Raw genomic sequence first — 21,961 nt, 5'->3', positions numbered from 1 at the left:
AGCGAATGTAATGATATATTATTTAGATTAAATCCTAATTACGTTAAGTTTTCGCTATGAAAAAGAGTCTAGAATTCTTTTTAATGAATAATCTTAGTTATTTTTGTTTTTCAAAATTTTGAAGACTCAATGATTTTAAGAAGTACCATAGACCGTGTTTTTGAAACTGCTCGAGTAGAGGAGGTAATTGGTGAATTTGTTACCTTAAAAAAAGCGGGAAGTAACTTTAAAGGATTGAGTCCCTTTACAGATGAAAAGTCACCTTCTTTTATGGTGTCACCTGTAAAGCAAATATGGAAAGATTTTAGTACTGGAAAAGGAGGGAATGCAGTAACATTTTTAATGGAGCATGAGCATTTTTCATATCCAGAGGCTATCAAGTATTTGGCGAAAAAGTACAATATTGAAATTGAAGAAGAAGAACAGTCAAACGAACAAAAAGAAGCGGCAGATGAAAGAGAAAGTATGTATGTGGTTTCTAACTTTGCCAAAGACTATTACCATGATGTTCTTTTAAATAATCCCAAAGGGAAGGCCATTGGTTTAAGTTATTTTAAAGAGCGTGGTTTTTCTGATGAAACAATAAAAAAGTTTGAATTAGGATATAATTTAGACGATTGGTCTGCATTTACAGATACGGCTATCAGAAAAGGGTACGACATTGATTATATGTCTAAGACAGGGCTCACCATAGTAAAAGAGGGAGGGAAGCAGTTTGACCGTTTTAAAGGTCGTGTAATGTTCCCGATTCATAGTATGAGTGGTCGTGTTTTGGGGTTTGGAGGAAGAATATTAAAAGCAGATAAAAAAGCCGCTAAATATTTAAACTCTCCGGAAAGCGAAATTTACCATAAGAGTAAGGTTTTGTATGGTATTTATCATGCAAAACAGGCCATTTCTAAAGAAGATACTTGTTATTTGGTAGAAGGGTATACAGATGTGATATCTATGAATCAGGCAGGTGTTGAGAATGTAGTGGCCTCTTCTGGTACGGCACTTACGCCAGATCAAATTAGATTGATCAAAAGATTAACACCTAATATTACGGTTTTATTTGATGGAGACGCGGCCGGAATTCGTGCTTCCATGCGTGGGATAGATTTGATATTGGAACAAGGAATGAATGTCCGAGTTTTAATATTTCCTGACGGAGATGATCCTGATAGTTTTTCAAAACGTGTATCCACAGAAGAATTAATAGAGTTTCTAAAAAGTAATTCTAAAGATTTTATAAATTTCAAAGTGTCTCTTTTAATGAAAGAGGCAGAAAACGATCCTATAAAAAAAGCAAATCTGATTCGTGATATAGTTACAAGTATCTCTAAAATACCAGATAATATACAAAGAGAGGTATATGTACAGGAGTGTTCTAGGATTATGGAAATCTCGGAAACGGTGCTTTTTAATGAGTTGGCTCAGATTAGTAAAAAACTTGAAAGAGAAGCCTATCAGAAAGAGCAGCAGCAAATAAGAAAAGCTGAAAGAGAAAATCAACGCAGTTTAAAAGGTGAAACTAGAGGAGATAGAAGCGGAAGTTCAGAATCTAGAAGAAGTGAATCTAGAGAGCCTTCACTTATGTCACGTGCTCAAAGAAAAGCAAGTGAAAAAGCTGGTTTAGCCGCTAAAAAAAATGCACCAAAGGAAGTCAATACATTAGAGTTGTATGAAAGAGAAATCATTAAAATATTATTGATTTACGGAAATAACCAAGTAGAGTTTATTGATTGGATTGAAGAGGTAAATGAATTTGGGATTGTTAAAATGGTTAAGGAAGAGTATTCTAATATTGTATCTCAGGAATTGTATCTGCAATTACAGGATGATGAAGTAGAATTTTCCCATTCTATATTTCAGAAAATTTATTTAGAAATAATTAATAAATTAAATGTGGAACAAAATATTTCCATAGAAGAATTGACAAGCCATCAAGATACAGAAATCTCACAGACTGTTACGGATATTTTAATGGATGATGAAAAACACATTCTAAGTGATTGGGAGAGCAAAGATATTGTTGTGACGGCGAAAGATGAGGTGTTGCCTAAAATGGTAACAGACGCGATTCTTAATTTAAGAAGGGTTTTGATTGAAAGAAAAATTAAGGAGCTAACTGCAGAATTAGCAGAAGGTAAAAGTAGAGAGGCTTCCTTAGAAATGGTTGTAGATTATACCTCCTTAAAAACTAAACTTTTTGAGAAATTGAATAGAATATTGTAAAACACTCTCGTTGTTTATTGTCTTTTTTATGCCGTTCATATATTTATAAGTTTTTTTTTTTTTTCTTTCTTGAGAACAATTAAGTTTGTACTTATTGTTGTGAAAACCGATTGCTATGAAAAGTAAAGTTGAGTTTTTTGAAATTCAAGAATCTTTTTGAAACGGAAATCATGATGTTATTTTTGTTAAACATATGTCTTAAGATGTATAAAAATTAATGTTATTATGAGTAAATTTAAAAGTTTTGGGGTAAAAGCCAATGGAGTATTGTTATTTCGTAAAGAAAGTAAACAGCGCGGGTTAGAAGAGTTTTCAGCCGTTTCAACTGATCAATTGCTTATGACTCGTGGAGGTCAAGGGAAGTCAGTACCAGGAGGGAGAGAGGAGATTCAATCTACTGGGGGAGGTACGGGAGGAGGACCTGCATTTCAACCAGGAAGTGGAGGAGGAGCTTACCAGGTTGGTAACGGAGTCGGATCTTCATTGGAGGCTGTAAGTTTTTGGGTTGGGGAAGTGATATCGGACCTTTTTGGAAGTACAGTTGGAACTATTATGGGTACAACATCTCTAAATAATTACCCTTCTAAAAGCTATGGTGTGAAAGTGCCATCTAGAAACGAACAAATAAATAGTGATTATAAAGCTTTTCAAAGAATGCAGGAAAATACTTACCCAGGAGGTGGAGCTCCTGTTGAAAACTAGATTCCTATTAAATTTAATGTAATTTGAAATCTATGTCATTTTTTAAAGCGTTAGTATATGTAACTGTTATAATTATATGGCATAGTTTATTAATTAGTATTAAATCAAGAGGTTTTATCTCTTTAGAATTGTTTACTTTTTTATGGTGGTTAGATAGTGTTATTGTTTTAGGCTTAGTTTATAAGTTTAATTTACAATCAATAAAAGGAATATTTTGTTTAGAAGTTAAAAGTCAGAGAGGAGAAGAAATATTAGCATCTTTTTTCTTGTTTTTCTTGATAAATGTGGTTTTGGTTATGATGGTTTATCCTATTGCCATTCGCTATTATAATACAACTATAAGTGAAAGTATTCAATTAAATAACCAAGTTAATATGTTCTATACAGTCTCATTATTAGCTTTAGCACCGTTTTTTGAAGAATTGATTTTCAGAAGAGTATTTGCACATGAACTTTATAAAAGGTACGGATTTATTAAATCTATATTGATGTCATCAATACTTTTTACTTTGGTACATGTTTTTTCTAAAGATTCTAATGACTTTTTTGTTTTGTTCTTTGAGGGAGTATTGTTAGCTTATATTTATTTGAAAACAAAGAACGTATATTTGGTTATGATTATTCATCTTTTTTGGAATTTAAATACCCATTTAACGCAAGAAGGGAACTTCGTAGTAAATATTTTAAATAAATATAGACAATCTAATAACTTTTGGGAATATTATATTTTGGTTTTTATTTTCTGTATTATCGGGTGTTATTTTTCGAACTCATATTTGAATAAATATTATGCAAAGTATATTAATAAGTAAAGAAGAATTATTTGTTTTTCATTTTTATAAAAGTAATCTAGAAATAGAAAGAAAAGGAAGGCTTAAGCAAAATATATTGTATGAAGATGTGCTAAGTTGTGAATTAAGAAAGGGGAAAAATCAAATTGCCGCCACTCTTCTTATTAACTTATTGGTTGTTGTTTTGCATTTGATACCGGGTGTTCCAAAAAAAATATTTAGAGAACATGATCAATTAGTCATAATTTTAAAAAACAATAAGATATTAAATTATCAATTAGGAAGAAATATTGACAAAAATAATGTTAAAAGAGTTATAAATTGTATAAAGTTCAATACTTTTAAATTCATGTAATTCTGAAAAATTTATGTCTCGTAATTAAGTGTGATTGATCTATCTTTAGTATGAAATTAGATAATAGGAGGACCTTAAATACTACTTTTTGATAATTACAAGAATTGCCTGATCCAAGTTTACATATAGAAGAAATAATAGGTAAAAAGCCCAATTGGTTAATTAGGTTAGGGATTTCTAGTATGCTATTAATGTTGCTGACTTTGCTATTTGTAGCATGGTTAGTAAAGTATCCTGATATTATTAATGCCTCTGTTTACATTAGTACACCAAACCCGCCTATAGATTTGGTCAGTCCGTCCAATGCAAAAATTGAAAAAGTGTTTAGATATGATACGGATAGTATTGTGAAAAAAGGAAGTCCACTGATATTGCTAGAAAATACTGCTTCTTATGAGGAGGTTCAAAAACTTAAAGAGTTTATTGAAATGTTGGAAAAGGACTCTTTTTCCGGAGAATCTATTCCTATTTATTATGATTTTTCAAAACTTGGAGCATTGCAAAATGAGTACAACGAATTGATTACTTATTTAGATGAATATAATGAGTATATAAAGTATGTACCTTTTAAAAAAAGAATACAATTTTTAAAAGACATTATTGAGAATGCAAAGAATTCTTTAGTTAGTTCTGAAAAGCGATTTTTGTTAGAACTTCAGGATAAAAAAATGGTTGAAAAAGATGAACAAAGAGCAAAAAAATTATATGATAAAGGTGTTGTCTCTGAAACAGGGCATGAAAAACAAACGCAAAGACTGTTAAATAAAGAGATTCAACTAGAAATTATTAGAAAAGATTTGATAAATCAAAAAACTAAGATTGTTAATTTAGAAAAGCAATTGATGGATTTACAGATTGATAAAGAACATTTTTATAATAGAATAGTCATAAATATTAGAAACGCTGCAAAAGAACTTTATGCACAGATTGAACAATGGAGTGATACTTTTGTCATTTCTGCACCAATAAACGGTACTATTTCAATATTCAATGAGTTTAATAGTGGTGATTATCTTTCTGCAGGGAATTATGTATTAACAATGCTTCCATTGGGAGATCAAGAGATGTTTGCTTACGGTAATTTTTCTGTAATTAAAGCGGGAAAACTAAACGTGAATAATAAGGTGATTATCAAATTACATTCTTTTCCATACAGAGAATATGGTTCTATTGATGGATGTATAGAAAAGATTTCAGATTTTCCGATCAAAGATAGGTATTTCGTGAAAATTCGTTTACCGGAGAAGCTTGAAACAGGTTACGATAAAAAAATTCAATTCAAACAGCGTCTTTCAGGAGATGCAGAATTGATTACAGAAGATAGGAGTTTGTTGAGTAGGGTTTTTAGCAATTTCAAGTATTTCATCGAGTATCAAATACAGGACAATTCATGAAATTATTCAAACAGCATGATTTAATGGATTGTGGTCCTACGTGCCTTAGGATGATTGCAAAACATTACGGGAAAAGTATCCCTCTAACGGGGATTAGAGAAAAATCGTATTTGTCGAAAGAAGGAGTTTCTTTTGTTGGAATTAGTAATGCAGCTGAATATTTTGGTTTTAAATCTTTAGGAACAAAATTGAGTATTGAAGATTTGTATAAAAAAGCCCCTTTGCCTTGCATTTTACATTTTGATGAAAATCATTTTGTTGTATTGTATAAAGTAAAAAAAAGTAAATTTTATATTGCAGATTCTGGGAATGGGAAATACATCCTTTCTAGTAAAGAACTCTCTGAAAAATGGATATCGAATATGGTGCTTTTACTAGAGGTAACTCCTGATTTTTATAATATAGAAGATCAAGATAATCCAAAATGGGGTTATTTTTTGAAGTATTTTTTACCACATAAGAATTTGATCCTTCAAACATTATTGGCACTCGTGTTTTCATGTATCGTTAGTTTGATAACACCTTTTATCACACAGTCTGTTGTGGATATTGGAATTTTAGGTAAAAACTTGAGCTTTATTTATTTAGTGTTAGGTGGTCAATTAGCAATAGCCATAAGTAGTGCAGTGGTTGGTTTTATACAAGCCTGGGTGAGTCTTCATTTGAGTATACGTGTGAGTTTGTCTTTTTTGATAGGTTATATTTCTAAATTGCTCAAAATGCCTTTCGTCTTTTTTGAAACTAAAACATTGGGAGATATTTTTCAAAGGATAGGAGACAATTCCAGAATTGAATCTTTTATAAGCAATTGCTTTTTTTCGATTGTTATTAGTTCTTTAAATTTTATTATTTATACTGCTATTATGGCATATTATAATTATAAAATATTATTGATCTTTGTTTTTGGGAACGTTGTCTATGCCTTGTGGATTCTGGCTTTTATGAAAAAAAGAAAAGAGTTTGATCACCAGGGATTTAAGTTGGCTTCAGAAAACCAGAATTCATTGTTGCAACTTTTTACAGGATATAGAGATATTAAATTGAATAATTTAGAAAAACAAAAAAGATGGGATTGGGAGAGGGTACAAGCTAAACAATTTAGATTGGATATTAAAACAACTATTTGGGGACAACTTCAATCTTCAGGTTCTTTGATTATTAATAGCAGTGTAGGAATAATAATGAGTATTATTATGGCGCAAGAGGTTATTGAGGGAAAAATGACTTTGGGTATGATGATGTCTGTTCAGTTTATTTTAGGACAAATAAGTGGTCCTTTGATGTCGTTTTTGGGGTTGATTCACTCTTATCAAGACGCAAGTATAAGTTTAGAAAGATTGAGCGAAGTCCTTATACACAAAGAAAAAGACAGTTATCCATTTCCTTTAAATGGTTTTATTGAGAAAGATATTGTGTTTGAAAATGTTTCTTTTCAACACGAAGGAACTTTGTCATCAAAGGTTTTGGAAGATATAAATTTTACAATTCCTTGTGGTAAAGTAACGGCTATTGTAGGTCAAAGTGGTAGTGGAAAAACTACTTTACTAAAATTACTTTTAAAAATGTGGAATGCTTCTAGTGGGAAAATAAAATTGGGAAATATTGATATAAATACGATTGATGATTATTATTGGAGGGATAATTGTGGGGTGGTTATGCAGGATACTTTTATCTTTTCTGATACGATTTTGAATAATATAACTCTAAAAAGTTATGAGTCTATTAATTTTGAAAACTTCTTACGGGCTTTGGATATTGCAAATATTAGAGAATGGGTAGAATCTTTGCCGTTTAGTTATAAAACAAAAATAGGCGAAGATGGCCATGGTATTAGTGAAGGGCAAAAACAACGTTTGCTTATTGCTAGAGTTGTTTATAAAAACCCACAACTTATAATTTTTGATGAAGCCACAAATACGTTAGATGCCATTAATGAAAAATTAATATTGAAGAATTTAAAAAATAAATTTAAGGATAAGATGATGGTAGTTGTTGCTCACAGATTAAGTACTATTAAAGAAGCTGACCAAATATTGGTTTTGAAAGATGGGAAAATTGTCGAACAGGGAAATCACAACAAGCTATTGGAAATAAAAGGGGTGTATAATCAATTAATAAAAGAACAAAACAGGCTATAAGTATAGTAGTTAAACAGGGTTTAATAATTCGTTTAGCTTATGGTTTCAAGCTCAATAACTTCTAAGTTTTTAATTTCTTCCTTATCTATTTCAAAACGCAGCATAGTACGTACTTCATGAAAACCATGCTTACCAGCTGCTCCAGGATTCATATGTAAAAGATTTAGTTTTTGATCGTATTGAACCTTTAGAATATGGGAATGTCCACTGATAAATAATTTTGGCGGATTGTTTTTTATATCTTCCAGAATTCTAAAATTATATTTATTTGGATACCCTCCAATATGAGTAATCCAAACAGAAACATTCTCTACGGTGAAACGTAAATCTAATGGATATTCTGCCCGAACGGTCTTGTCATCAATATTGCCATACACCGCTCTAAATGGTTTTAACTTCTTAATGGTATCAGCAACTTTTATTTGACCTATGTCACCGGCATGCCAAACTTCATCTGCTTGAGCTATGTATTTTAGAATACCGTCATCGATATGGCTATGCGTATCCGATAATAAAAGAATTTTTTTCATGAAATCGAAATAGGCTTATTTTATTTTTTTGCCTTTAAAGTTTTGATCACTAGAACCAGAAAAATGGTAGAGTTGAAGAGAGTCTAATTCCAGACGTTTTTTGAGCCATTTTTTTAACTGTACCTCTTGCTTCTCTGTATTCGGAATACTATCATACCATTGAATATAGAAAACGGGAATGGTGTCAATTCTTTCAAAATTTGTTTTGATTAAGTTTGAAAAACTCAATGCTTTAAGCCCAGCGTGGTTAATTTTAGCCTCTTGGCTAATATTTACAAAGGGAATTTGGCGTTTTTCAATTTTTTCAAGTTGATAGCTCAGTTTTCTTATTTTTTCATCTTTTTCAAAAATCGATTCATCCTTCGAGGCTATCAATTCTTGGTTTTTCACATAAGAACCTTTGATTACATTTATTTCGTCAATCAACTTAGAAGTTTCTTCATCTTGGTGAATCTCCAGCGTTGTGTTTTCTAATCCATAGGCTGGAAGTTTTTCTTCCCATATAGGCAGTTCACTTCTTTTGATATTATGGCCTAATACAATTATTGTAATATTTCTAGTGGTATAGTCAATTTTTGAATTGATGATTCCTGCTCCTGTTGATTCTCCTAAGAGTTCAATATAGCTTTGTGCGTTTGAAATGTATTGGTTTTTTTTAAAAAGTCCATAAAACAAATAGATACTAAAGCCAAATATAATCAAAGCGACTGTAGAGGCTATTTGAGATATTTTTCTTCGTTTTACAGAGTTGATATATCGAACCATTGGAAAGTTCAAAAACTTCACAATTACAAAGGTTGCCAATGCAATAAAAATAGTGTTGATGGTAAACAAAAACATCGCCCCACCAAAATATTTGAAATTCATGGTTGCCAAGCCATACCCTGCAGTACATAGAGGGGGCATTAAAGCAGTAGCAATAGCAATACCTGCAATTGTATTGGTTAGCTCTTTTTTTCTACTTAACGCAATAATTAATGCCAATCCACCTGTAATAGCAATTAGTACATCTCGCACATCTGGTTGCGTTCTCGCGATAATTTCTGGGGTGGCTTCTTGAAATAAAGGAATACTAAAAAATATAAATGACGAACTTAAACTAAGTCCAACCATCACTCCTAAGTTTACAAGCGAGCTTCTTAAGGTGTCAATGTCGTTTATTCCAATAGAGAGTCCAATTCCAAGAATAGGTCCCATTAATGGAGATATTAGCATGGCTCCAATAACAACTGCCGTTGAACTGGTATTTAATCCAATAGAGGCAATCAATATAGAGAAAATCAGAATCCAGGCAGTATGACTTTTAACCTGTATTCCATCCTTTATTTTTTGAATAGTTTCTTTTTGATCAGTTCCTTCTCTAATGTCAAGTAAGTTTACTAAAAATGTTCTAACACTTTGAATTAATGCTGAGGAAGTTTTTTTAACTTCCTCTTTGTGTTCATCTAATTTTTCAGTTTCCTGATCTTTGTTTTCCATTCTTTAAAGCGAGTTTCAGTTGAAGGTAGTTTGTTTATACTTCTCCAAATTGTTGGTTTGCTTGAGATGCAATTTCTTTAATGTCTTGTTCTTTTTCTTTCGGGCAGATCATCAATACACCATCTTTCTCAGCAACGATAAAATTAGATAAGCCTTGAATGACTACTTTTTTATGTGATTGGGTTTTTACAATGTTCCCTTCAGATTCTCTGTAGATAGCTTCTCCTCCAATGGTAATATTTTCAGATGTATTAGTGGCCTTTTTGTCATATAAAGATCCCCAAGTACCCAAATCATTCCAACCAAACTCAACAGGCAGTACGTGAACATTATTTGCTTTTTCGATGATTCCAAAATCAATAGAAATATTTTCTGCTTTAGCATAATTTGCATTGACAAAGGTTTGTTCTTCGTTTGTATTCCAAGTAGCTTCTCCTTCTTGAAACAATTGGTACATTTCCGGTAAGTGTTCTTTAAAAGCTTTGATGATACTTTTTGCAGACCAAACAAATATTCCAGCATTCCAAAGATAGTCTCCTTGTGCTAAAAATTCTTTTGCTTTTTCAAGCTTAGGTTTTTCTGTAAATTGTTTTACTTTTTTTATTTCTGATGCTTCCTCGTTGAACTGTATATAGCCGTATCCAGTATTAGGCGAGTTAGGCTTTATACCTAAGGTCATCAAGATATCTTCTTCATTACAAGCGTCATAAGAAGTTTGAATGTTTCTTAGAAACTCTTCTTCATTTTCAATCCAATGATCTGAAGGAGCTATAATCATTACTCCATCAGGGTTTTGGCTATGTACCTTTAATGCAGTTGCTAAAATACAAGGAGCTGTATTTCTCATTGCAGGTTCTAAAAATAGTTGGTGTTCAGAAATGCTTGGTAATTGTCTTAAAACAATGTCTTTGTATCTTTCATTTGTTGCTATAATAACATTTTCTGAAGGGACTAAAGACTCAAGTCGCATGAAGGTTTTTTGTATCAAAGAAACTCCAGCTCCTAACATGTCATGGAATTGTTTAGGTGTTTCCGCTGTGCTAATAGGCCAAAATCTTGAACCAATTCCACCCGCCATGATTACTGCGTAGTTATTTTTATTCATAGTGTGTATTGAGGCTTACCTCAGAGTTTAAATGTATTAAGTATTTTTTTTGTGATTTTACATCCAAACAAATACTGCGAGTTCGTTTTTTTTCTAATAAAACAAACGTTCTCTGTTTGAATTCAAATTCTGATCCAATTTTTAACTCAAAGATATAATTTTTATTGGAATTTTTTATTTGTTGTTTTAACGCAAGGGATAATCTAGGATCACTGTCGGTACTAGCTTTCGCGTTTAGTAAGTATTTTGCTAGATGAGGTAAAATATCCAAAGGATAAATTTCAGGTCTTACCAACGGTAGCATCAAATTTTTAAAGGTTTGTTTCCATTCAAGCCCATGAGGTTTTACACGACCATATTTTTTATAAGTTTCATAATGTGCAACTTCATGAACCAACGTTAATAAAAATTGATACGGATTTAAATTGTTGTTTATGGTTATTAAAAAATCACCTTGTTTTCTTTTTCTGAAATCCCCATGTTTTGTGGCACGTTCTTTTTTAACTACTACGGTTAAATCATTTTGATTTAGGTATTCAGTTATTGTGGCATGTGCTGGAGTTGGAATGTAATGGTAAACGTCTTTCAAAAAAAATAATTATGGAGTTGTGCTAGAAACTTGTAAGACTTTACCATTATAAAATTTAGCTCCTTTGGTAGAGAAATCATATATGTAAGCTGCCATTTCTTTAGGTTTCAAAGGTGCTTGATATTCAGGAAATGCTTCTTCTAACATTTCAGTTTGAACGGCTCCAATTGCCAAAACATTGAATTTGAAACCATGGTCTCGATATTCTTCTGCTAATAATTCAGATAAGGTAATTACGGCACCTTTAGAAGAACTATATGCAGCAAGTCCGGCGAATTTCATGCTCCCTTGAATACCTCCCATACTACTGATAGTAACGGTATGTGTATTTTCTTTGAAGTATGGAATTAATTGTTGTGTAAGTGCCGCTACGGCAAATACATTCACTTGATATACCTGGATAAAATCATCTGTGCTAGTTGCTGCAAACTCTTTATTTAATAAGGTTCCGGCGTTATGTATTAGAATATCAACTTGTTTCCAATTGTTTTTTACATAGTTTGCAACTTCTGCCAAAGAATTTTCGTTTGTAAGATCTGTTGCTAAGGTTGTAATGTTTTTATGATTTAGCTCTTTTAGAGTTTCTTCGTTTCTAGAAAGAGCCAGAACGTTAAAATTGTTGTTTGCAAATAACTGTGCTAGTTCAAAACCAATACCTCTACTGGTTCCTGTGATAACTACATTTTTCATTTTTAGTAAGTATGATTTTATTCCTCTTCAGGGAAAATAATATGTTGATATGCTCCAATATCAGGTGCTGTTGTTCTGTCCGTCTGAATTATGTCCAAAGGAGTTTTGGCTGCGTTGGTGATATCACCTTTGTTTATCAATTCACTTTCTTCACCAATTTCAAACTTGTTCAATGACGTATTTAGATAGTTGGGTTCTGCATTGAAAATATTGTCTAAATATTTAGAAGTATCTGTAAAGTCATATAGTGGGTTTTCAGAAGTTTCAGACTGTTTTAGCATGCAGTTTTGAAAAAAGTATGAAAAGACGTCAGATTCATTTTTCTCTAGATATAATTCATTAGTTGTATTTCCATCAATGATAGAGTTACTTATATTGAAAGTTAAATCAGTTGCAGTTTCTTCAGGGAAGTCCGTTGATTTTATATTACTAATTTGTAGGCTGCTTCCTCTTCGAATACTTTCGGTCCAATAATTCGCGATGGTCAAATGATTAAAGTCATAAGTACCTCCATTAAGAATAGTAAGAGATGAATTTCTGCTACTTCCGATAACAAGGTTTTCTCCATTTACAATAGAATGATTGGCTAATAAACCTACTTCTGCATGATTGTAGAATTCAGAATTACTAATAGATAGAGTAGGTGTTGAACCGTCTACACTAAGAGAGTCACAGACGATTCCAAATCGTCCATTTTTATTGTTTAAATAATTAATAGTGTTTCCCTTGCTCCCTGCTCTTAACCATAAAGCGTCCCATTGTCCGGGTCTGTCACTAAATTCGGGCTCTAGTCTATCTCCTTCAATCAATACCTTTTCATCAAACGTTCCATTGATAACTAAACTTGCATCTTTTTCAACGACCAAGGCAGAGTTTTTATGGAAGTGAAGATTTTTATTCGGAGCAATCGTTAATGTTTTATTTTCAGGGACAGCACAATAGCCATAAAAAACAATTGATTTTTCATTGGCCGGATCATTAAATATAGCAATCTCTTCATCCGATAAATAATGTATTTTTTTTGGAGAAGCATCTGGTAGAAAATAGGGAACTACCGTAGTAGTATCTATTGCATTATTTACGTAAATAAAGTGGGCGTCTTGAACTAAAGTAACCAATTTTATGTTTTTGGCATTGATTCCAGAATCGAAAACTATGGAGTCTGTGTATATTGGGTTTGTTGCAGAATAATTAATGGTTCCTTCAATAAAAATAAACAAACTGTCTCTTGCTCTTAATGGGACATTTTGAAAAGAAGTACCTGGCAAACCATCTACATTTAATCTGTAGTAAGAATCACTTCTTCCTAAATAGATAGAAGGGATATGGATGTCATTTGAACTGTTGTTGTATACTTTTAAGGAATAAGTGCTTGTGCTAATATTAGAAAAAACCGTATCTAAAAAAATGGTGTCGTTTGGCGCTGAAAAAGATAAATTATCACTGTGACTTGGAATCGTTGAAAAGTCCTTTCTACAAGAGAAAGTAAGAAGCAAGACCGTTATTAAAACAGGATAAATAAGTGTGTTTTTCATCGAAAATTTACATTTTTGTAAAGATACACTTTTTCGTATTGAATCAGATTTAGATGGAAGAAACTATAGCTAGAGAATTATTTTTTCAACAGTTGAATCTCAAATATTTTATTCCAGTTTTTACCTGTAACAAATAAGCGTTTACCAACTTTATCGTAAGCAATACCGTTCAATACATAACTTTTATTAGGGTCTGGTTTGTCAACTTTATTTCTTAAGCTATTTAGATTCACAACTCCTTCGATGGTACCATTGGTCGCGTTGATAATTATAATCGTGTTTTTTTGCCAGATGTTAGCGTATATTTTACCATCAATATATTCAATTTCATTCAGGCTTTCAGCTTTTCTCGTATTGGTATAGGCCTCAATATATCGCATTTCTTTTTGAGTTTCCGCATCGAGAAACCAAATTCTTTCTGTACCATCAGATTTAATTAATTGGTTGCCGTTATTTGTCAATCCCCATCCTTCTTTACTTTTGTTGTAATTGAAAGAACCGAGTTTTTCAAACGTTTCTAGATCATAGATAAATCCAATTTTAGATTGCCATGTCAGTTGAAAAATCTTTGAGTTCAGAATGGTAATCCCTTCACCGAAATATTTTTTATCAAGTTCTTGTGTTTTTAAGATTTCTCCAGTTTTTAAATCCGTTTTTCTAATAGAAGATTCTCCACGTTGACCGGTTCCTTCATAAAGGAAACCGTTTTTGTACTCCAATCCTTGTGTAAAGGCCTTAGGGTCATGTGGGTAAGTGTTGATTAGTTTGTAGGAATAAATAGAAGGTTTTTTATCTGCAAGAAAATAAATTCTATTATTCAGCTTTTTGGTAATGTCATCATAGAAAATATGAGCAGTTAAAGTATGTATTCCTAAGACTTCCTCGGAAATAGAAATGGAAGTATTATTTTGAACGTTAATACGTTTTCCATCAATGAAAAAATGAACGGAATCCAATTCTTTCCCATTAGTTTCTTTAACCGATAATGTTAAATTTTCATTTATGTTAATTTTTTGTGGAGTATTGAATTTGAACTCAATATCTTCTCCACATCCTATGATTGCTAGGCTTAAAAGAAAAAAAATGACTGGATATTTAAGTGACATTTGTGAAAATTTAGGATTAGAAAGTTTTGATAACAAATAAAACAATTTATTTGTTTGAAATCTAAAAAATATCGTTAAATTTGCAGTCTCAAAAAAAGAATTAAAGATTAAAAATATATAAAGATGAAAAAAGGTATACATCCAGAAAACTACAGAATGGTTGCTTTTAAAGATATGTCAAACAATGATGTTTTCTTAACTCGTTCTACAGCTGCTACAAAAGAAACTTTAGATGTTGATGGTGTTGAGTATCCATTGATCAAATTAGAGATCTCTAGAACATCTCACCCTTTTTACACTGGTAAATCTAAATTGGTTGATACAGCAGGACGTATCGATAAATTTAAGACAAAATACGCAAAGTTCAAGAAGTAAGCTTCTTTTACTTTTTAGTTTATATAAAATCCTATCAGTTTTTGATAGGATTTTTTCTGTTTCTAATAGTTGGGTAGGTGTTAAACGCTAAGTAAACCGATCTTCTTCAGGTTTTCTATGGGTTTAGAATACCAGAATAACTCAAAATCTTCAAAGTTGTTTTCATAGTCTTTCTTCATGTCAGAAAACGTTGTTTTTTTCATGTCTGATGCTATTTTCAAGGTAGGTAGTAATGCAACCAGCCATTTTCCTTTTGATTCTTCTAAAGAAAATTCTTTCGTTTCTGTAGTTGTATGAAAGAACAAACGCATCATAGACCATGAATTATTTTTTTTAGTTTTCTTATAAAGTTCAAAAATTGGATCTGTTCCCAACCAAAGAATTTGAGCGTTAGGTTTTGTGTTGAAACTATTTTTGTTTAGGATACAATTTTCTATATAATTCGGTGTAATAGTTGTTTTTGGAGTTTTAAATTCAAACCAATCTCGTGGAGATAATTCAAAACCAATTCCATGCATGTAATTAAAAATGGAAGCTTTCAATCCTTTGCTAAACTTATCATGGTTGATTCCCGTTTTATCGGTAAAATCAACATCATTGTTTGCAAATTCAATATCTTGATACAAAGGAGTGATTCCGTATTCTTGTGGTACTTTTCCTATTGGACTATGTGTGGTAAGTGAGAATTGGTGCCAAAATCCCGATTGTATGGTTCCTATTTCAAAGAGCTGACGGACCATTTCTAAACTATCAATAGTTTCTTGGACAGTTTGACTTGGGTAGCCATACATTAAATAGGAATGAACCATAATGCCGGCTTGAGTAAGGTGATTGGTAACCTGCGCTACTTGTTCTACTGTTACTCCTTTTTCAATTAATTGTAATAAGCGATCTGAAGCTACTTCTAGACCTCCTGAGACAGCGATACAGCCTGATGCTTTTAGTAAATAACATAGATCTTGTGTGAAACTTTTTTCAAATCGAATATTCGTCCACCAAGTAAGTGTTAATTTCCTTTTTAAAATTTCTATCGCAACAGCTTTCATCAAAGCGGGTGGTGCAGCCTCATCCACAAAATGAAATCCATTTTCTCCTGTTTGTTCTATTAGTTCTTCAATTCGATCAACTAGGATTTTAGCCGCTACGGGTTCATATATTTTTATATAATCTAAGGAAACGTCACAAAAAGAACATTTACCCCAGTAACAACCATGTGCCATGGTTAGTTTATTCCATCTACCATCGCTCCACAAACTGTGCATTGGATTCGCTACTTCAATCACAGAAATGTAGGAATCTAGTAAAAGATCAGAATAATCAGGTGTACCAACCGTATTTTGTTTGTAATCACTTTTTAAAGAACTGTTGTTGTAGCATACTTTGTTATCCTTTAATAACAAAGTTCTTTTAAATTTATTAAAATCCTCATTTTTCTCTGTAGGATCATTTAAATTGGAAAGAAGTAATTCAATGGGAAGTTCACCATCATCAAGTGTTATGAAATCTAAAAATTCAAATACCCTTGGGTCTTTTAGATCTCGTAACTCTGTGTTTGGGAAGCCACCACCCATTGCAATTTTTGTTGTAGGGTAGTTGCTTTTAATATATTGTGCACAACGGAAAGCACTAAATAAATTTCCTGGGAAAGGAACTGATAGGCACACTAATTTGGGTTTCGACTGTTTTAATTTTCCATCTAAAAGGTCTAAAGTGATGCTATCTATATAGCTTAGATCTAAAGATAATTCATGGTAAAGTTCATCAAAACTATTAGCACTTTTTCCAATACTTTCAGCATAGCGACTAAACCCAAAATTAGAGTCAATACATTCAATAATAAAATCAGAGATGTCTTCTAGGTAAAGTGTTGCAAGGTGTTTGGCTTTGTCTTGCATTCCCATTGCTCCGAAAGCGTATTCTAAATCATCCAACTGATCAAACCTGCTGGCCCTTGGCAAAAAGTTGTCACTACAAATAATGCGCGCGAGCGTTTGGTTTTTACCTTGTAAAAATGAGATAATGGTGTTTATGGTGTTAAAGTAATTTTCCCTTAAAGAGTAGATTCTTTTTGAATTATCAGATTGTATGGTTTGAGACTCATATGCGATACCAAAAAATTCTTCTAATCGTTGTTTGGTGAACAATTCTAAGATTACTTCAATACCTAAATCTGACTGATAACAAGTGATATTTTTGGTGTTTAAAAAACCTTTTAAATATGCAGTTGCTGGGTAAGGAGTGTTTAATTGAGTAAAAGGAGGTGTTATTAATAATGCTTCTGTCAAACCTATAATTTTAACAAAGATACATAAACAATCTAGGGTAATAGGAGAATTAGCAAGCTTTGGATATTATAGAAATAAAAAAGATTCCTTTTATCAGAAAGGAATCTTTTATAAATTCAAGGTTGGTGGAATTAGATAAAAGTTACTTTACCTGTAGAGACATCATAAGAGGCACCTACAATATTTATTTCACCGTTTTTCTCCATTTCTGCTAAAATTGGGCTTTCAGCTTTTATTTGTTCAATTGATAATTCAATGTTAGTAATCGCTGTTTCTTCTATAGACTCTTCAGTAACTTCAGGTTTATTTACTTTAGAAACAGCAGGTTGAATTTTATTCAAAAGAGCAGTTATATTTCCAAGTTCTACATGTTTACATGCAGCTGTAACAGCTCCACATTTTGTGTGACCGAGGACAACAACAGATTTTGATCCTGCTACCTTACATCCATATTCTATCGAACCTAATACATCTTCATTGACTACATTTCCTGCAACGCGTACACTGAAAATGTCTCCAATCCCTTGGTCAAAAATAATTTCAGCAGGTACTCGTGAATCAATACAACTTAAAACTACAGCAAAAGGAAATTGTCCTGCACTAGTTTCGTTTACTTGACTATTTAAGTCTCTTTCTACCTTTTTGTTTTCAACAAACCTCTTGTTTCCTGATTTTAATGTTTCAATGACAGATTCAGGAGTGAATGTTTGTTGCGTTTCTTTAGTTTGTGCTTTCATTATGTATGTATTTATAATATTGTTAGTTGATAGATAGTTTACTTTTTGGCCTATTATTAAAAAACGCAACAAAACTTTCTGGGTTTTCTACGACGCCGCGTTTCGAATTTAATTTAATTTTTATGTTCCTGTTTTTTGCTTTTAACAGAAAGTCTTCTAATATTTCTATAATGTCATTGTCCAAAAATCTTGTTTTTAGTAAATTAATTTCTAAATATGTGTCTTTGGGGATATTCTCTAATTCTCTCATAATAGCACCTTTGTTAAAAAAAGTTACTTCTTCTGCTAGCTCCATGCTTAAATAGTGTTGGTCTGTCTCAGAGTCTTTGATGTGTAGAAAGTGAGAGTTTAAATAACTTTTATAGAGTACCACCAAAATCCCTAAAACCAATCCAACACCAATCCCAACCAATAAATTGTATTGAACTAATAACACAGTAACTATAAAAGGCACGAATTGCTGCCAACCTAATTTATATACTTTTTTAAAAGTGGCTGGATTTGCAAGTTTATAGCCAACTACTAACAGTATTGAAGCCAAAACTGCTAACGGAATCATGTTTAAAATTGTTGGAATTGCGATTACCGATATTAAAAGAAAAAAACCATGGACGATTGTAGAAAGCTTTGTTTGACCACCAGATTGTATATTGGCGGAACTTCTAACAATCACCTGAGTGATAGGTAAACCACCAATCATTCCTGATAGTATATTACCCGTTCCTTGTGCAAATAGCTCTCTGTTGGTTGGTGTAATTCGCTTTCTAGGATCAATCTTGTCAGTTGCCTCTACACATAATAATGTTTCTAAACTTGCTACTAAAGCAATGGTAAAACCGGTAATCCAGACATTTTTATTAGATAAGGCGGTAAAGTCAGGTAATGAAAACTGTGCAAAAAAAGAATCAATATTTTCTGGGATTGGAACTTTGACTAAGTGCTCAGGTAGCATTTCCATGGAATCACTAGATTTAGTTATAATATAATAAATCACCCCAATAATTACCGCTGCAAAAGGCCCTTGAATTAAGGTAAAGAATTTTCCTTTTTTAGAAAGAACATTACTCCAATAAATAATCAATATAAGCGAAATTGTACCAATTAAAGTAGCGCTTATATTTACAGAGTTGATGGCATTTAAAATATCCGAGAAAGTATTATTACCATTAACCTGGAAAAAATCAAAATCGCCTTCAGGGTTTGTGTCGTATCCGAAGAAGTGTGGAATTTGTTTTAGAATAATTATTATTCCAATTCCAACTAGCATTCCTTTGATTACAGAAGACGGGAAATAATAGCCAATTACTCCAGCTCTAATGACACCAAACAAAATTTGAATAACACCACCTATAACAACAGCGACTAAAAAGTTTTCATATCCTCCAAGATCTGTTATCGCAGTCATAACAATAGCGGCTAGACCTGCTGCAGGACCACTTACTCCGATCTGTGATCCACTAATGGAACCAACAACAATTCCTCCGATGATACCGGCAATCATTCCGGCGAATGGTGGTGCTCCACTGGCTAATGCTATTCCCAAACATAAAGGGAGAGCAACGAAAAATACAACAATACTTGCAGGTAGGTCTGACTTGAGATGTTTGAAAATTGACGAATTCATGGCGATTATTTTTTAGGTTGATAGAAAATTAAATACTAACTCTTTATAAAAAACGGTGATTGCTTCTTTGTCATCAGACAAGTCTGTGAGAGAAGGTAAGTGCTCAGAAAAATATTTTTGATGGTGTGCTCCTTCAATGACAGTTGAAACAAGCATATGAGGGTATTTAAAGTCTGGTTTTATTTCTAAAATAATCTCAGCAACTTTGTTTACTACAGATTTGAATGCGGTGTAAGAACCTTTGCTGTTGGCTTCATCTACATTTTTAGTATGATAGGCTTTCGTTGATTCGGAGAAAATAATTGCACTAAGTAATACTTCATTTACATAAGAGAAATCATTATCAATTAAAACGGGTTTGGTTAGAAGATCTAGGGATTTGGATAATCGTTCTTTTGGGGAGTCTATGTTTGTAGTGGCAAACAATAATTTATATTCCATCCAAGTCCAATACCAACTTGTCAAATAGATTAATAAGCGATGTTTATTATCAAAATATCTGTAAATAGAGCTTTCAGGGGAACTAATTTTTGAGCCCAATTTTTTAAAAGTGAATTGTTCAAAACCTATCTCATAAATAAGTTCTATACTATTAGAAATGATCTTTTTTCCTAAGGCTGAAGAGTCTGGGTTTTTTGTATATAACTCAGAATCTATTTCAATATGTATGTGTAGTTCTTCCATAAAATTGTTTCTAGCCTATTGTAAATATAATAGTATTACTATTGATTATGCAAATAAAACGACTATTTTCTATGTATTATGGATATGATCAGTAATTCTAAAACATAAAAAAACCTTTACTAATAGTAAAGGTTTTTAATATGTTTTGTACTTGAAAATTATTGTACTCCAACTAAATCTCCAGTAGCGTTTTTAGTAGGTAAATCTGATTTACCCATTAAATAAATGTCAACTTGTCTAGCAGCTTCTCTACCTTCAGAAATAGCCCAAACGATTAATGATTGTCCTCTTCTCATATCACCTGCAGTAAATATGTTCGGTACATTTGTTTGGTATGATCCGTATTCAGCTTTGTAATTAGAACGAACATCTCTATCAAGTCCTAATTTGTCAGCTAAAGTACTTTCTGGACCTGTAAAACCTAATGCCAATAATGCTAAATCACAAGGCCATGTTTTTTCGGTACCTTCAATTTCAATTAACTGAGGTCTTTGACCAGGAACCATTTTCCATTCAACATTTACTGTTTTTAATGCAGTAAGTTTCCCGTTTTTATCTTTGATGAATTCTTTAGTATTGATCAACCAGTTTCTATCACATCCTTCTTTGTGAGAAGAAGATGTTTTCAACTGTAAAGGCCAATAAGGCCAAGGAGTTGAAGCTGCTCTGTGTCCAGGAGGTTTCGGCATGATCTCAAAGTTAGTTACAGATTTAGCACCGTGTCTGTTTGAAGTACCAACACAGTCAGAACCTGTATCTCCACCTCCAATAACAATAACGTCTTTATCAGTCGCTAAAACTTGGTCTTTGATCTCTTGTCCGAATACAACTTTAGTTTGTTGTGTTAAGAAGTCCATTGCTTGAACAACACCATCAGCGTCAATTCCAGGAGTTGGCAAACTTCTTCTTTCAGTTGCTCCACCACATAATACGATAGAATCAAATGCTTTTAAGTCTTCAACGTCATAGTTTACACCAACGTTTACATTTACTTTAAAAGTGATTCCCTCAGCTTCTAAAATAGCCACACGTCTGTCAATAATTCCTTTCTCCATTTTGAAGTTTGGAATTCCGTAACGTAACAATCCTCCGATTGCATCGTCTCTTTCAAAAACAGTAACTGTATGACCCGCTCTGTTCAATTGCTGTGCAGTTGCCAAACCAGCAGGTCCAGAACCAACAACAGCAACAGTTTTACCTGTTCTAGTTTTTGGTGGCTGAGGTTTGATCCAACCTTCTTTAAAAGCACGTTCAACTATATTCTTCTCAATGTTTTCAATTGAAATAGGATCTTCAATAATTCCCAATACACATGCTTGCTCACATGGTGCAGGACACAAACGACCTGTGAATTCAGGGAAGTTGTTTGTTGAGTGTAGTATCCAAGAAGCTTTTTTCCATTCTCCTTGGTGTACCATGTGGTTGAAATCCGGAATTAAGTTACCAAGTGGACATCCACTATGACAAAATGGAATTCCACAATCCATACAACGAGATCCTTGTTCTGTAATTTCAGTTTCACTTAATGGAACTGTAAACTCACTATAATTCTCTACACGGTCTTTTACAGGCGTGTATGTTTCATCTTTTCTTTCGAATTCTTTAAAACCTGTTACTTTTCCCAT

The 21,961-nt window shown here is 32.5% G+C and carries 19 protein-coding genes; 7 read left to right on the top strand and 12 right to left on the bottom strand.

Annotated features, from left to right (window positions below; all coding sequences use genetic code 11):
• The first annotated feature begins 129 nt into the window (after positions 1-129).
• From dnaG to AC2DZ0_RS07840, 6 genes are all read left to right on the top strand, one after another.
• On the top strand, positions 130-2,217 hold the full coding sequence (dnaG, locus tag AC2DZ0_RS07865; RefSeq protein WP_484644776.1) for a DNA primase: 2,088 nt from the start codon (positions 130-132) through the stop codon (positions 2,215-2,217).
• A gap of 225 nt (positions 2,218-2,442) precedes the next feature.
• On the top strand, positions 2,443-2,919 hold the full coding sequence (locus AC2DZ0_RS07860) for a hypothetical protein (RefSeq protein ID WP_484644775.1): 477 nt from the start codon (positions 2,443-2,445) through the stop codon (positions 2,917-2,919).
• 32 nt (positions 2,920-2,951) lie between these two features.
• The gene (locus AC2DZ0_RS07855) at positions 2,952-3,731 is read left to right on the top strand and encodes a CPBP family intramembrane glutamic endopeptidase (RefSeq protein WP_484644773.1); all 780 of its coding nucleotides are present in this window, start codon (positions 2,952-2,954) and stop codon (positions 3,729-3,731) included.
• Complete coding sequence (locus AC2DZ0_RS07850) at positions 3,709-4,065, top strand: hypothetical protein (RefSeq protein ID WP_484644772.1); 357 nt, start codon at positions 3,709-3,711, stop codon at positions 4,063-4,065. Before AC2DZ0_RS07855 ends, AC2DZ0_RS07850 begins: the two co-directional genes overlap by 23 nt.
• Positions 4,066-4,169: 104 nt before the next feature.
• A complete protein-coding gene (locus tag AC2DZ0_RS07845; protein WP_484644771.1) occupies positions 4,170-5,459 on the top strand; it encodes an HlyD family secretion protein in 1,290 nt (429 codons plus the stop codon).
• On the top strand, positions 5,456-7,597 hold the full coding sequence (locus AC2DZ0_RS07840) for a peptidase domain-containing ABC transporter (RefSeq protein WP_484644769.1): 2,142 nt from the start codon (positions 5,456-5,458) through the stop codon (positions 7,595-7,597). The genes AC2DZ0_RS07845 and AC2DZ0_RS07840 overlap by 4 nt, the downstream gene beginning before the upstream one ends.
• Positions 7,598-7,629: 32 nt before the next feature.
• Here AC2DZ0_RS07840 and AC2DZ0_RS07835 read toward each other — a convergent pair whose 3' ends face one another.
• The 7 genes from AC2DZ0_RS07835 to AC2DZ0_RS07805 form a co-directional block, all read right to left on the bottom strand.
• A complete protein-coding gene (locus AC2DZ0_RS07835; protein WP_484644768.1) occupies positions 7,630-8,127 on the bottom strand; it encodes a metallophosphoesterase family protein in 498 nt (165 codons plus the stop codon).
• Positions 8,128-8,142: 15 nt separating this feature from the next.
• Positions 8,143-9,606 carry a DUF389 domain-containing protein gene (locus tag AC2DZ0_RS07830; protein ID WP_484492463.1) on the bottom strand — a complete coding sequence of 488 codons (1,464 nt, stop codon included), beginning with the start codon at positions 9,604-9,606 and terminating at the stop codon, positions 8,143-8,145.
• A 34-nt stretch (positions 9,607-9,640) separates the two neighbouring features.
• Complete coding sequence (locus tag AC2DZ0_RS07825) at positions 9,641-10,711, bottom strand: mannose-1-phosphate guanylyltransferase (protein ID WP_484644767.1); 1,071 nt, start codon at positions 10,709-10,711, stop codon at positions 9,641-9,643.
• A complete protein-coding gene (locus tag AC2DZ0_RS07820) occupies positions 10,704-11,300 on the bottom strand; it encodes a SprT-like domain-containing protein (protein ID WP_484492461.1) in 597 nt (198 codons plus the stop codon). Before AC2DZ0_RS07820 ends, AC2DZ0_RS07825 begins: the two co-directional genes overlap by 8 nt.
• Positions 11,301-11,309: 9 nt before the next feature.
• Positions 11,310-11,990, bottom strand: coding sequence for an SDR family NAD(P)-dependent oxidoreductase (locus tag AC2DZ0_RS07815; protein ID WP_484644765.1), 681 nt, complete (start codon positions 11,988-11,990; stop codon positions 11,310-11,312).
• Between the two features lie 17 nt (positions 11,991-12,007).
• Positions 12,008-13,525 carry a hypothetical protein gene (locus tag AC2DZ0_RS07810; RefSeq protein WP_484644764.1) on the bottom strand — a complete coding sequence of 506 codons (1,518 nt, stop codon included), beginning with the start codon at positions 13,523-13,525 and terminating at the stop codon, positions 12,008-12,010.
• Positions 13,526-13,602: 77 nt separating this feature from the next.
• The gene (locus tag AC2DZ0_RS07805) at positions 13,603-14,631 is read right to left on the bottom strand and encodes a glutaminyl-peptide cyclotransferase (protein ID WP_484644763.1); all 1,029 of its coding nucleotides are present in this window, start codon (positions 14,629-14,631) and stop codon (positions 13,603-13,605) included.
• A 123-nt stretch (positions 14,632-14,754) separates the two neighbouring features.
• Between AC2DZ0_RS07805 and AC2DZ0_RS07800 the strand changes: the two genes are divergently transcribed.
• Positions 14,755-15,006 (top strand): type B 50S ribosomal protein L31, encoded by a 252-nt coding sequence (locus tag AC2DZ0_RS07800; protein WP_300322746.1) that lies wholly within the window; start codon positions 14,755-14,757, stop codon positions 15,004-15,006.
• Positions 15,007-15,086: 80 nt separating this feature from the next.
• Here AC2DZ0_RS07800 and AC2DZ0_RS07795 read toward each other — a convergent pair whose 3' ends face one another.
• From AC2DZ0_RS07795 to AC2DZ0_RS07775, 5 genes are all read right to left on the bottom strand, one after another.
• Complete coding sequence (locus AC2DZ0_RS07795) at positions 15,087-17,291, bottom strand: B12-binding domain-containing radical SAM protein (RefSeq protein ID WP_484644762.1); 2,205 nt, start codon at positions 17,289-17,291, stop codon at positions 15,087-15,089.
• A 131-nt stretch (positions 17,292-17,422) separates the two neighbouring features.
• On the bottom strand, positions 17,423-18,028 hold the full coding sequence (locus tag AC2DZ0_RS07790) for a carbonic anhydrase family protein (protein WP_484644760.1): 606 nt from the start codon (positions 18,026-18,028) through the stop codon (positions 17,423-17,425).
• 22 nt (positions 18,029-18,050) lie between these two features.
• Entirely contained in the window at positions 18,051-19,640 is a 1,590-nt protein-coding gene (locus tag AC2DZ0_RS07785) for a SulP family inorganic anion transporter (protein WP_484644830.1), read from the bottom strand.
• Between the two features lie 24 nt (positions 19,641-19,664).
• Positions 19,665-20,336, bottom strand: a complete 672-nt coding sequence (locus AC2DZ0_RS07780) for a TetR/AcrR family transcriptional regulator (RefSeq protein ID WP_484644759.1) — start codon at positions 20,334-20,336, stop codon at positions 19,665-19,667.
• Positions 20,337-20,494: 158 nt separating this feature from the next.
• Positions 20,495-21,961 (bottom strand): glutamate synthase subunit beta, encoded by a 1,467-nt coding sequence (locus AC2DZ0_RS07775; RefSeq protein WP_484492454.1) that lies wholly within the window; start codon positions 21,959-21,961, stop codon positions 20,495-20,497.

The sequence above is a fragment of the Flavicella sp. IMCC45668 genome, assembly GCF_057219105.1.
This window is presented reverse-complemented; position numbering and strand designations above follow the sequence as displayed.